This is a genomic window from Klebsiella sp. GB_Kp056 (assembly GCF_040064755.1).
GTDB classification, from domain to species: Bacteria; Pseudomonadota; Gammaproteobacteria; order Enterobacterales; family Enterobacteriaceae; genus Klebsiella; species Klebsiella quasipneumoniae.
The window spans coordinates 214,470-226,474 of sequence record NZ_JBEAJA010000054.1 but is presented as its reverse complement, the minus strand read 5'-3'; the positions used below and the strand labels follow the sequence as shown (position 1 = coordinate 226,474).

Here is a 12,005-nt window from a genome sequence, read left to right as displayed (position 1 = left end):
AGCCATTCGTTAACGTTCACGCCGCTGCAGATGCTGACGCAGCCAGCTGCCCGCCGCCCCGGGCGGCGCTTTCTTATTCCACAGCAGATCCACCGAAATCGCCCGCGGCCAGCCGGGGATATCGAGCGCCACCAGCCCGCCCTGCGGCGCAAACTCCGCCACCAGGGCGCAGGGCAGAATGCACCAGCCGAAGCCCTGCACCGCCATGCTGAGCAGCAGCAGGTAGTTTGGCGCCGACCAGACCTGCCCGGCGGCAGGCTCCGTGGCGCTGGCCAGAAAGGTGCTCAAACGCAGCTCGCGCCAGCTGCGCAGCTCATCCCAGACAACCTTGCCCTGCGCCGCCAGCGGATGGTCATGCGCCACGTAAATGCCCATCGCCGTCTGCAGCGGCAGGCGGGTGCTACCGATATCGGTCGGGTAGCGCTCTCTCGCCTCAATCAATCCCACCTGGGCGCGGGATTTTTGCAGGAGATCGATCACGTCCTCATCTTCGCCAATCAAACACTCAAACTCGGTATGAGGGAAGCGGCGGTCAAACTGCACCAGCAGATCTTCCAGCACGTCCGGGTGCAGGGTGTCCGAGAGCACAAAGGTCAGTCGCGGCTCCGTCTCGCCGGACAGCGACACCGCCAGCTCATCCAGCCGCTCGCTGGCGGCGAGGATCGCTTTGACATAGCTCAGCACCTGCTCCCCCTGCGGCGTCAGCGTCGGCTGCCGCGTTGCCCGATCGAAGAGGGTCACCCCGAGGTCAGCCTCCAGGTTGGCGATAGCGGTACTGATCGTCGACTGGCTTTTCCGCAGGCGACGGGCTGCGGCGGAGAACGACCCGCTGTCAACGGCCTCGACAAAGGCGGTTAACGCTTCCGGTGAATAACGCATGATGTATCTACTTTATCGATGGTTTCTATCTTTTGTTTATCATATTTTTCCATAAACTGCCGGGTAATTTCCTGTTCAGGCTAAAACTGGAGGTAGCTCGCCATGCAACAGACCCCGCATCAGCGCAAGACGCTCACCGAACGCGTTATCCACGCCATCACCTTCGAAGGACTGGCGACGCTGATCCTCGCCCCCACCGCCGCCTGGCTGATGCAGCGTTCGGTGGTGGAGATGGGCGGGCTGAGCATTCTGCTCGCCACCCTGGCGATGGTATGGAACATCATTTATAACGCGGCTTTCGATCGCCTGTGGCCGGTCTCCCGCGTCCCCCGCCGGCTGAAAGTGCGGGCGCTGCACGCGATCGGCTTCGAGACCGGCTTTGTTATCATCGGCGTCACCATGGTGGCTATCGTGCTGGGGGTATCGCTACTGCAGGCGTTTATGCTGGAGATCGGCTTCATGCTCTTCTTCCTGCCCTACACCATGGCGTTTAACTGGGTCTGGGACACCCTGCGCGAGCGCGTGATCCGTCACCGCCGCCCGCGCCAGGCGGCACGCGGCTAGCCCCGCGGCGGATCCTTCGCGATCCGCCGCGGCTTTATCACCAAAAACTATCGCAACAGATGAACCATAAATATGGTAAATTGCACTCCTTTTTTTTGGTTTGACGGTTGATAAAGTCGCATAATGTCTAAAATTTGGTCTAAAGAAGAAACTCTATGGAGTTTTGCCTTATATGGCACTGCAGTAGGCGCTGGGACGCTATTTCTACCGATCCAGCTGGGTTCGGCTGGCGCCATCGTCCTTTTCATCACCGCGCTGGTCGCCTGGCCGCTCACCTACTGGCCTCACAAAGCGCTGAGCCAGTTTATTCTCTCGGCCAATATCGCGCCGGGAACCGGGATCACCGGCGCAGTCAATCACTACTATGGTAAGAAAATTGGCAACCTGATCACCGGCCTCTATTTCCTCGCCTTCTTTGTGGTCGTGCTGATCTACGCCGTGGCCATCACCAACTCGCTGGCCGAGCAGGTGGCGCATCACACGCCGATGACGCCTGCGCTACGCGCGCTGCTGAGTCTTGGCGTGGTGCTGGTCCTTAATCTGATCTTTCTCATGGGCCGGCAGATCACCATCAAGGTGATGGGCTTTCTGGTCTTTCCACTTATCGCCTGCTTTCTGTTTCTCTCCCTCTATTTAATCCGCGACTGGCATCCGGAACATCTCACCAGCCAGATGCAGTTCAGCTCGCAGACGCTCCACCAGGTCTGGATCTCCATACCCGTGATGGTTTTCGCTTTTAGCCATACGCCGATCATCTCGACTTTTGCTATCGACCAGCAGGAGAAACACGGCGACCTGGCCATGGGTAAATGCAAAAAAATCATGAAGGTGGCCTACACCATCATCTGCGCCAGCGTGCTGTTTTTCGTCTTCAGCTGCCTGCTGGCTATCCCGGCGACCTATATTGAGACCGCCCGCGATCAGGGGGTGACCATCCTCTCCGCCCTGTCGATGGTGCCCGGCGCGCCGGGCTGGCTGGCGGTGACCGGCATTATCGTCGCCGTGGTCGCCATGTCGAAATCCTTTCTCGGCACCTACTTCGGGGTCATTGAAGGCGCCAGCGAAATCGTCAAAAGCTCGCTGGGCCTGATGGGCGTGCGCAAGAGCCGCGCCTTCAACCGCGCGATGTCGATCATGCTGGTCTCCGCCTTCACCTTTGCAGTGTGCTTTATCAACCCGAATGCGATCTCGATGATCTACGCCATCAGCGGACCGCTTATCGCCATGATCCTGTTTATCATGCCCACGCTGTCAACCTGGCTTATCCCGGCGCTGAAGCCGTATCGCTCGGTGGGGAACGCCATCACTCTGGTGGTCGGCCTGCTCTGCGTCTCCGTGATGTTCTTCGGCTAAACCGCCTCCGGCGACAGCGGCTTGCCTGAGCCGCTGTCGCACATTCTGACAACATTCTCGCCCTTCCCTTCCTTGTGAGCGCATTACACTTACGGCTTAGCCACCGTGAGGAGAGTTCCTATGTCCAGTGTCACCTTATCCGGTCGCGGCACGCTCGGCGATCGCCAGGTCTATCGGTTGGGTTACGGGTCCATGCAGCTGGCCGGCCCCGGCGTCTTCGGCCCGCCGAAAGATCCTGAAGAAGCGGTGCGCGTGCTGCAGGCCGCCGTCGAAGCTGGGGTAAACCATATCGATACTTCGGATTTCTATGGCCCCCATGTGACCAATCAGCTGATCCGCAAAGCGCTTCACCCCTACCCCGACGATCTGTGCATTGTCACCAAGGTCAGCGCCCGCCGTGACGAGAAAGGCAACTGGCTGCCGGCCATGTCGCCCGCTGAACTGACCCAGGCCGTCGAGGACAATTTGCGTCACCTGGGGCTCGACGTGCTGGAGGTGGTGAACCTGCGCAGTATGCTGAGCCCCCACGGCCCGGTGGAGGGGTCGCTGGAGGCGCCGCTCGCCACCCTGCTGGAGCTGAAGGAGCGAGGGTTGATCCGCCATATTGGCCTTAGCAACGTGACGGCAAAGCAGGTGGCGGATGCGCAGAAAATGACGCCTATCGTCTGCGTGCAAAACCTCTATAACATTGCCCATCGCGCCGACGACGCGCTGGTGGATGCGCTGGCCGCCCAGCACATCGCCTGGGTCCCCTTCTTCCCGCTGGGCGGTTTTACCCCGCTGCAGGCGCAGGAGCTGAACGAGGTCGCGGCCTCGCTTGAGGCGACGCCGATGCAGGTCGCCCTCGCCTGGCTACTCCAGCGCGCGCCCAATATTCTGCTGATCCCCGGCACCTCATCCCGCACGCACCTGGCGGAAAATATTGCCGCCGCCGGGCTGGTTCTGCCAGCGGATGCGCTACGCATCCTGGATAATATCGCCAATCGCGCGCATTCCTGACCCTTCAGGCTAAATGGAGGGAACGACTTCCCTCCTCAATATTTGCCTGGAAAAACCTCAACACTGCTGGCACTATAGATCCTACAAATGGGGCATGATCGACGATCGTTTTCTCATTATCCCCGTTAATTAAACTTAAGTTTTTATCCTTCGACCGGTCTCCAGCTTGGAGGCCGTTGTCGTTTTTGTCATGACCAAAATTTGAAACTCTTGATTACAGGAAACACAATATCGAATTCCAAGTTTATACATATCAATCTGGCTGTAAAGATAGTCAATAACATCAAACGCTCATAAAAACATCTGATTAACCCAATCAGAATGTTGCTATTGCTATAAGAAAAATCAAACGCCTCACGACAACTATTTACAAGGGAAGCCTATGACAGAGGGAACGATAAAGACCAGTAAGTATGAAATTATTGCTATTTTCAGAGAGGAGTTGCGCAAACGTACTGAAATTGAAATATTTTTTAACAACACCAGTATCATAACCCAACTGACGCGCGTGGACTTTGCCGAGTTCCATATTCAGACCCACCGCAAAATCCCACCGGGTCATAAAATTCGTTTTCTCCTGCATAGCGATTCAGGGAAAATAGAGTTTAATGCAGCCCTGACAAAACATGACAATAGCGGTGTCGATAAAGGTATCCGCTACGCCTTTTCCTTGCCTGAATGCCTGCAGGTCGTGCAGCGTCGCCGCGATCCCCGCTTTCGTTTACGCCACGAGCATGACTTTTATTGCCGCGGGCGCCATAAAAATGGCGAAAACTATCTTTTCGACATCAAAGACATTTCGGACGGCGGTTGCGCGCTGATGACCAAAACGCCGAACCTGAAATTTCTCAGTCATAACGCATTGCTGAAAAATGCCGTACTGATGCTGGCGGAATATGGCGAGATCACCATCGACCTGGTGGTAAAAAATGTCATTATTATCACCCTCGACAACCCCAATGAAGAGAGCGAAAGCTACTATCAGATATCCTGCCAGTTTAAGTTCCGTCATCTCGACGACCAGCGCAGAATAGAGAAGATTCTGCTGGACCTGATCTTAGAAGCCAAGCGCAAAAAGAGAATCTGATACCCTTGGAAAGTATATTGCTGTACACCAATGATAATCTCATTGGCCACTCAATCTATCACTACCTTATTGATAGTCATGAAAATGCCACCCGTTTTGGCTATGACGATGTTTTCCTGAGAAAACATCTGCCTGTGGCCCAAACGGTTATTTTCAATTTAATTAATAAGGATATTTCTGCCATCAGAATCCTTGATCTGCTGAATGCGCTCCGCCTTTCCCTGCAGCGCTGCCAGCAGCCGGTGCTGATGGTAAAAAGCGACATTGCCGGGCTATGCCGAGAGTTGATAACTGTCGATAATGCCATGATTATTAGCGAAAAATCACCGCTATCTATGTTTACTTCTATTATCCAGCGCGCGAAGGGCGCCAGCGAACACCCGCCGCGACGATTGCGCAAACAGCTGTCGCCGCGGGAGTGCCAGATCCTCGAACTGCTGATTGCCAACAATAATAATAAGCGTATTGCCGCCCTGCTCGGCATTGCCCATAAAACGGTCCACAGCCATCGTATCCATATCATGCAAAAGCTGGGCATTGATAATTCCCGCACGATGAACCAGCGTATTGCCGCCCTTCATCAATGTTAAATTATGCAGCGGTAAATCAATAGCGGATAAAGCGTACTTATTCGCTGTTGATTTACATTTCCTGCCATTCCCATTAACCATCAGGTAGCCTATAATTAGTCTATCCTCTGCTTATTGTCTGACTAACCTCGTGAAGAGGGATAATGAACACTAAAATATTCGAAGACAACATTTTATCTCGTAATGATATCGCTGTACGCTACGTCTTTCAGAAAATGTTTTCCCCACAAGGTACCTTAGTCGCAGTTGAATGCTTAAGCCGCTTCGATAATCTTCCCGTTTCGCCAGAATATTTTTTCCGCCATGCCACCGCGGCGGTTCGTGAACGTATTTTTCTCGAGCAACTGGCGTTGATTGAACAGCATAAAGCATGGTTTTTACGTAACCATATTTCCGCCACCATTAACGTCGATGACCATATCCTCAATCTGCTACGCCAGAAGGAAATAAAAGAGAAAATTGCCGCCCTGACCTGCGTCCATTTTGAAGTGACCGAAAACGCCGAGAAACTTCTGAATAATTCCCTCGCCGCCTGGCAAAGCCCGCAGGATACCTCGCTGTGGCTCGACGACTTCGGCTCTGGCTACGCGGGGATAAACGCCATCAGCGGTTATCATTTTGACTATGTCAAAATTGATAAAGATTTTTTCTGGCATCTGATGCGCAAAGAGTCCGGCCGTCAGCTGATGGATGCGCTGGTCACCTTTTTATCCCGCAATCATCACAACGTGATTATTGAAGGCGTGGAAAGCGAAGCCCATAAAAAATGGCTGCAGGGTATGGAGTGGTTTGCTATTCAGGGGCATTACTGGCAGGAAGTCAGCATTGAACAGCTGGTTGCCGACGATATTGTCATATAAAAAAGCCGGGCTTGCCCGGCTTTTTCGTCTCGCTTAATTATAAACTAATTCCCACGTTGCCCAGCTGGTAATTGGCCCGCTGGTGGCGCTTTTCGGCGTCGGCGAAACGTAGCCCACATAATAGGTGAACAGACCGCCGCTGACCGCGCTTTCCTGCAAATGCACCTGATTTTGCTGCGGGTCCGCAGGGACAATTTTATTACTCTTATCCAGCGTATTATTATCATTGGTCGACAGCGCCAGATAAATATTCTGCGCTCCGTCTGGCAAGGTATTGGCCAGATAGCCCGCGTTCTCATTGCCGACCGCCGTCAGTAAAAAACCGTCGACCCAGCGAACGCTGACCCGCCGCACCTCGTCCTGCGAGGCGTCGCCGCCGTCATGACGCAGCTGGCAGTTTGACAGCGCCAGGGTAAAAGGCTGCGGCTTCATAAACGCGCCGGCCCCGCGATCGTGCACTTCCGCCAGGCTGACCGGCGCCAGCCAGACGTTGCCGCTGCCGGCATGCTGGCCGCCATTGAGCGCGACGCTGCAGGAAATATCCGTCACCCGCCCGGCAAAATCGACCCGTCCGCGATCATAATTGGTCTCGAAACCCCACGCCGAGGGGGCAGCGAGGCTGCCGCAGAGCAGCAGCCACGCGATAGTATGTTTCGGCAATCCCTTCATTCCCCCTCCCGTATTAATCGTACGTCAGGTTAAAGATCATATGCGACTCCACCTCGCCGGTGCTGGTCGTCGGGCCATACTGATAAAAGCGCGCGTGCAGCGGGATGGTGATGTAGCGGGTCTCCTGATTATTCAAGCGGCCAACGGTATATTTCTTATTAAACTGCAGCGGGGATCCATCCTTCAGCACCTGGATGCCGACGCCTTTCGCCATCCCGCTGCCGGCCTTTTCATTCAGCAAGGCGCCCATGGTGGCGGTGGTGCTGGTCGCCAGGGTGCCGGAAAAAGAGGTGCTGATGTTGGCATATCCCGTTTCACTCAGACCGCCGCTGCACTGCAGATCGATATTAAAATCCTTCCCGCCCGCGGTGGTGCCCACCCCTTTCAGGTCAGTGCGTCTGATGGCGCCCACATCAACATTCATATTTTTCCCGCTCAGTACCGAACAGGAGGGCGAGACCACGGTGATCGCATTGGCGCTCAGATAGGTTTCGAGGATCGGGTTGCCGCCGCTCTCCCAGTCATAGGAGGTGTATTTTCCCGCCGCGAGGGTGCCGCTGCCGGTGGTTGCCGCGGTTTTGATAATCTCCAGCGTAAAACGTGACCCTTCAAGGGAATAGTTGGTGGTGTTATACACTCGGGACGAATAGACGTCAGGATAGACGATATTCACCGTCGCGCCGCCGCGGCTGAAACGCATACCAATCCCCGGCACGTTGGTGGAATAAATTTTATTCCCAAGATCGGTGGCCCCTGGCGAGACGATCTTCGCCGCGAAGCGGTTGGTGCCGGAGGTACAGCGATAGCTCGCCCCGCCCGGGGCGCTCATCGTCCAGTCGCGGGTGAGGATCACCGAGCCCACCGGCAGATCCGGGGGCACCACCACCCTGCCCACCACCATGTCCAGCATCACCGTTGGCGAAGAGAGACGCGTACAGACGGCCCAGGACGAGGTGGTGCCCAGCGCCATTAAGACGATAAAAAGCGTCAGTAATTTCCTCAGCGACATACGCTATCCTTTGTTGTTTGCTGTCCCAGATCCACCGAACACTGACCGCCGCTCCACTTCACAATCGCGCGTTTGGCGTTCGCATCGCTGATGAACATCATGCTGCCCTGACCGACGACGCCGATCTCCTTGCCGTCGGGGGAGAAAATACTCGCCGCGAACGGCAGCGGCTCATGGTTCGCCTGGCGCGCCTGCAGGGTGAGGTTGTTCTGCACCGTGGTGCCGAACGCCACCTTAACCACGCTGCCTTCCCACGGCACAACCTGCGCCACGGTGCGATCGAAGGCCACGTCGTCATGGCTGCCTTTCGGGTCGATCTCGACGGCGTTGATCCGGTACGGGCGCAGATACGGCAGGATGGCGTAACCGTTGCTGTCCACGCGGGTGCCCGGCGATCCCGGGAGCATGGCGCCGGCCGCGTCTTTGGCTTCAATCAGCGCCATCGTCGAGCCGCTTTCCGGCGAGAGCACCACGCCGCCGCTGTGGGCGATCATCGTCCCGCTGGCGCCAATGCCGCTCTGACGATACCCTTCGCCCTGGCTGTAGCTGCCGTTGAGGGTGGTCCATGGCGTACGGTAGCTGCCGTTAAGCGCCACATCGTGCTGACCGCCGGTGGCGGTGGTGGTCGACACGCCGTAGTTAAGGTTGTTTTCACTGTCCAGCGAGCCATTGATACCAATCTGCGAGCTGGCAAAGCGCGAGTTGTTGAACGAGGTGTTCGACGTCAGGTTGGCGGTGCGGTTATCGCCAAACCACAGCGGGTAGCTGAAGTTGAGTGAAATGCGATCGTCGCGGCGATGGCCGGAGCTGTCCGGGGTATAGACGCGCTGGGCGCTCGCCGACCAGGAGAGACGACCAAACGAATTGTTGTAGCTGACCTGATACTGCTTCTCGGTCCCGGAGCGGTTCCAGTAATCGGAAATACGACCGCTGAGATAAAACCCGCCCCAGCCTTCCGGCAGGTTCTGGTTCACCGTGAAGGTCATGCCGTTTTTTTGCCGCCACAGCGTATAGTTGCTGCGGCTGTTTTTTTCCTGATCGACGGCGTACAGCGCATCGTTGAGGTTGTAATAACCTTTCGTCGAGTAGCGATATGCCGCCAGCACGATGCTGGTCTGGGTATCGGTGAACATGCGGTTAAAGGTGGCGCGATAGCTCTGCCCCGAGTCATCATGGGTATCGCTCTTCAGCCGCGAATGGGTGACGTCAAAAGAGAGCGCGCCGATCCCGGTGTTCATCCCGGTGCCCACCAGGAAGGCCTGATAGTCGTCAAAGCCGGTGACCCCGGTGTAGCCGGTCAGCAGGTTATTGATCCCGTGCTGCCAGGTCGCCTGATAGAGCATCGGCTTGTTGCGTAGCCCGCTGTCGTCCACTTTACCGGCGGAGAGCGCGTAGCGGGTCATGCCCGGACGCAGCAGCTGAGCAACGGAGGCGTAAGGCACGCTGAACACTTCCACCGAGCCATCCGCCTCTTTTACCGAGACTTCAAGATCGCTGCCATAGCCGGATGGATAGACATCCTGCAGGGTAAACGGCCCCGGCGGAACCGTGGTCTGATAGATAATGTTGCTGCCCTGACGCACGGTGACGAGGGCGTTGCTCTGCGCCACGCCGCGAATTTCCGGGGCATAGGAGCGCATGCCGTCCGGGAACATATTGTCATCAGTGGCGAGGTTGACCCCACGCAGACCGATGGTGTCGAAAAATTCGCCATTGGTAAAAATCTGCCCCCCGCTGACGATGGAGTTGATCTGCGGGATCGGCCGCTGGAGATAGGTCTGGTTGCTGTTCCAGTGCGCTTTACCCTGCTGCTGCTGCCAGTTCAGGTTACCGATATGCTTCAGCAGCCAGCCGTCCCACGACAGACCGGCGTTGACGCCAAGGTAGGCGCTGCTGTTATCCGACCCGCCGACCGAAGAGGTGTGGCTGTTCCAGGCGTTGGCCATCCAGCCAAGATTAAGCGCGGTAATGCCTTTGTCCCAGAACTCCGGGCTGACATAGTTTTTCAGGCGTTGATCTTCATAGATCTGCGGCACTGAAATGTTCAACCGCAGGGAGGACTGGACCAGGTTGTCTTTGACGTTGTCTTCGTTGCGCCAGGATTTGAGGCTACCGCAATAGCCTTCCTGTTCGCTCAGCTGCGGATTGAGCTTTTCCGCCGCGATGCCGTACTGGGTCAGCATCGCTTTGGTGTAGCAGACCCCAAGGTTACCGTCTGTGTCGCGCGCGATGCGCAGATCGTAGCGCCCTTTCCATTCGTCGTTGGTGTAGACGTCAAGGGAGTAAGTGCCTTCGGTAATCGCACTGGTCGAGAAGCGTGACAGGTCGACCTTTTCGCGACTGCCGACAATAAAGCCGTCGTTAAATTGATATACCGTTCCCGGGTTTTCCTGTCCGCTGGAAAATGGCGGAAAGCAGCACAGCGCGATGGCGATCGCGGTGCTTAATCTTCCCGGGCAGAATGACCTCTGCTTCATTAGCTTTTCCCTTATTTAACGGCCACTTTCACTGCGACATCGGCGCCATAGTCATTAATGTTGTTAACGGTCAGGGTTTCGCCGCGGTTGACGGCGGAGGAGAGCGCCACCGTCTGGCTGGACTGCGGCGCCAGCATCACGGTTTTGCTGTTCAGGGCTTTACCGCCGTCGCGGGAAATACGGCTGACGGTAATGTAGAACGGCGTCGGGTTGTTGATGGCGAGACTGCTGCCGCTGGCGGTCAGGGTCAGCTTCTCGGCCGCCGCATCGCGGTTGCCCAGCCCGGCAGGACGATAAATAAATTTAAAGCGGGAACGGATCGCCAGCTGCAGCACGTTCTGGCCTTCATTTTTCTGATCAGCCACCACCGGCGGAATTTCCAGCAGATTCAGCCACCACAGCGACTCTTTATCTTTCGCCAGACCGGCGCTGCTGCCGAGCTTAATACGCAGCGTCTGGCCGCTCTTGGCGTCAACGCGCGAAATCGGCGGGGTGATAATAAACGGGGTGGTAATGGTATCCGGTGTGGCATCGGCATCGCCGTTATCCAGCCAGGCCTGCGCCAGCGCCGGACGGTCGGCGTTATTTGAAAGCTGTACCGTTATTTCTTTTTCATTTCCTGGATAAATAAAGCGGGTACCGTTAACAATAATATTGTTGGCATGGGCCGCAAAACTAAAAATGAAACAGAAAAAAAGGGCAATACGCTTCATGCTGACCTCAGAATAAAAATACAAGCGGCGGACATTGCCGCTTTATTATTGTTATTAACTGCCCCATCGCGGGGCAGTTTTATTTTCTGACGGAATTACTGGTAAGTAATTTCGTAAGTCGCGTAGCTGTTTACCACACCGGTGGTCACAGTGGTCGGCGCGCTGGTGGCGTAGCCTACGTAGTAGGTGAAACGCGCGCCATCGGCTACAGCGGAAGCATCGCCTTTCGCTTTCGGCTGAGTGCTGTCACCCGGGATGATTTTGTTGGTCAGCGCGGTAGCGTTGTCAGTAGACAGCACCAGCTGGATGTTCTGAGCACCGGAAGCTTCGGTGTTCGCCAGGTAGCCCTGTTGTTTGCTGGTTGCGCCAGCCAGCAGGTTACCGCCGGTCCAGTTTACGCCCAGTTTGCTTACGTCATCCTGTTTGGTGCCGTCAGCCGCCTGGCAGTTAGAGACGTCAATGGTGAAAGATTTCGGTTTCAGGTAAGTATCCGCTGCTGCCGCTTTAACTTCAGTCAGGGTTACCGGAGACAGGTAAACGTTCGCATCGCTGCCCTGGCCGTTAACAGAAACAGTACAGGATACATCGGTAACTTTACCGAAGAAATTAACCTGGCCGCCGCCAACATTGGTATCAGCTGCATGGGCAGCAGTCATGCCAAAAAACGCGGTTGCCATTGCTGCAGAGAGAAGAACCTTTTTCATTGCCATTTCCTTGTCAGAGTGAATTACGAATCAATGAGCACACTGTGAATTCGCATAGAACCAGAAACATCAGGCGATGCTGATTTATGCCACTGCTAATA

General features: G+C 55.8%; 12 protein-coding genes. 6 read left to right on the top strand and 6 right to left on the bottom strand.

Annotated elements, in window-relative coordinates:
* Nucleotides 1-9: 9 nt before the first annotated feature.
* The gene (locus tag ABLV52_RS16480) at nucleotides 10-879 is read right to left on the bottom strand and encodes a LysR family transcriptional regulator (protein WP_023290923.1); all 870 of its coding nucleotides are present in this window, start codon (nucleotides 877-879) and stop codon (nucleotides 10-12) included.
* Nucleotides 880-981: 102 nt separating this feature from the next.
* Here ABLV52_RS16480 and ABLV52_RS16475 point away from each other — a divergent pair, with 102 nt between their 5' ends.
* From ABLV52_RS16475 to mkrJ, 6 genes are all read left to right on the top strand, one after another.
* Nucleotides 982-1,443: a multidrug/biocide efflux PACE transporter gene (locus ABLV52_RS16475; protein WP_017899256.1), complete on the top strand. Its 462-nt coding sequence runs from the start codon at nucleotides 982-984 to the stop codon at nucleotides 1,441-1,443.
* A 123-nt stretch (nucleotides 1,444-1,566) separates the two neighbouring features.
* Entirely contained in the window at nucleotides 1,567-2,796 is a 1,230-nt protein-coding gene (locus ABLV52_RS16470; protein ID WP_023290924.1) for an amino acid permease, read from the top strand.
* Between the two features lie 120 nt (nucleotides 2,797-2,916).
* Complete coding sequence (locus ABLV52_RS16465; RefSeq protein ID WP_348890616.1) at nucleotides 2,917-3,795, top strand: aldo/keto reductase family oxidoreductase; 879 nt, start codon at nucleotides 2,917-2,919, stop codon at nucleotides 3,793-3,795.
* A 382-nt stretch (nucleotides 3,796-4,177) separates the two neighbouring features.
* Nucleotides 4,178-4,882: a transcriptional activator MrkH gene (gene mrkH, locus ABLV52_RS16460; RefSeq protein ID WP_023290926.1), complete on the top strand. Its 705-nt coding sequence runs from the start codon at nucleotides 4,178-4,180 to the stop codon at nucleotides 4,880-4,882.
* Nucleotides 4,883-4,899: 17 nt separating this feature from the next.
* Nucleotides 4,900-5,472, top strand: coding sequence for a LuxR C-terminal-related transcriptional regulator (locus ABLV52_RS16455; RefSeq protein ID WP_241516364.1), 573 nt, complete (start codon nucleotides 4,900-4,902; stop codon nucleotides 5,470-5,472).
* Between the two features lie 143 nt (nucleotides 5,473-5,615).
* On the top strand, nucleotides 5,616-6,332 hold the full coding sequence (gene mkrJ, locus ABLV52_RS16450; protein ID WP_023290928.1) for a phosphodiesterase MrkJ: 717 nt from the start codon (nucleotides 5,616-5,618) through the stop codon (nucleotides 6,330-6,332).
* A gap of 33 nt (nucleotides 6,333-6,365) precedes the next feature.
* Here the strand turns inward: mkrJ and mrkF are convergent, their stop codons facing one another.
* The 5 genes from mrkF to mrkA form a co-directional block, all read right to left on the bottom strand.
* Complete coding sequence (mrkF, locus tag ABLV52_RS16445; protein WP_065812385.1) at nucleotides 6,366-7,001, bottom strand: type 3 fimbria minor subunit MrkF; 636 nt, start codon at nucleotides 6,999-7,001, stop codon at nucleotides 6,366-6,368.
* 13 nt (nucleotides 7,002-7,014) lie between these two features.
* Nucleotides 7,015-8,010: a type 3 fimbria adhesin subunit MrkD gene (mrkD, locus tag ABLV52_RS16440; protein WP_023290930.1), complete on the bottom strand. Its 996-nt coding sequence runs from the start codon at nucleotides 8,008-8,010 to the stop codon at nucleotides 7,015-7,017.
* Complete coding sequence (mrkC, locus tag ABLV52_RS16435; protein WP_032453998.1) at nucleotides 8,001-10,487, bottom strand: type 3 fimbria usher protein MrkC; 2,487 nt, start codon at nucleotides 10,485-10,487, stop codon at nucleotides 8,001-8,003. The genes mrkD and mrkC overlap by 10 nt, the downstream gene beginning before the upstream one ends.
* 11 nt (nucleotides 10,488-10,498) lie before the next feature.
* A complete protein-coding gene (gene mrkB / locus ABLV52_RS16430) occupies nucleotides 10,499-11,200 on the bottom strand; it encodes a type 3 fimbria chaperone MrkB (RefSeq protein ID WP_023290932.1) in 702 nt (233 codons plus the stop codon).
* A 95-nt stretch (nucleotides 11,201-11,295) separates the two neighbouring features.
* Nucleotides 11,296-11,904: a type 3 fimbria major subunit MrkA gene (gene mrkA, locus ABLV52_RS16425; protein ID WP_000756959.1), complete on the bottom strand. Its 609-nt coding sequence runs from the start codon at nucleotides 11,902-11,904 to the stop codon at nucleotides 11,296-11,298.
* Nucleotides 11,905-12,005 lie beyond the last annotated feature (101 nt).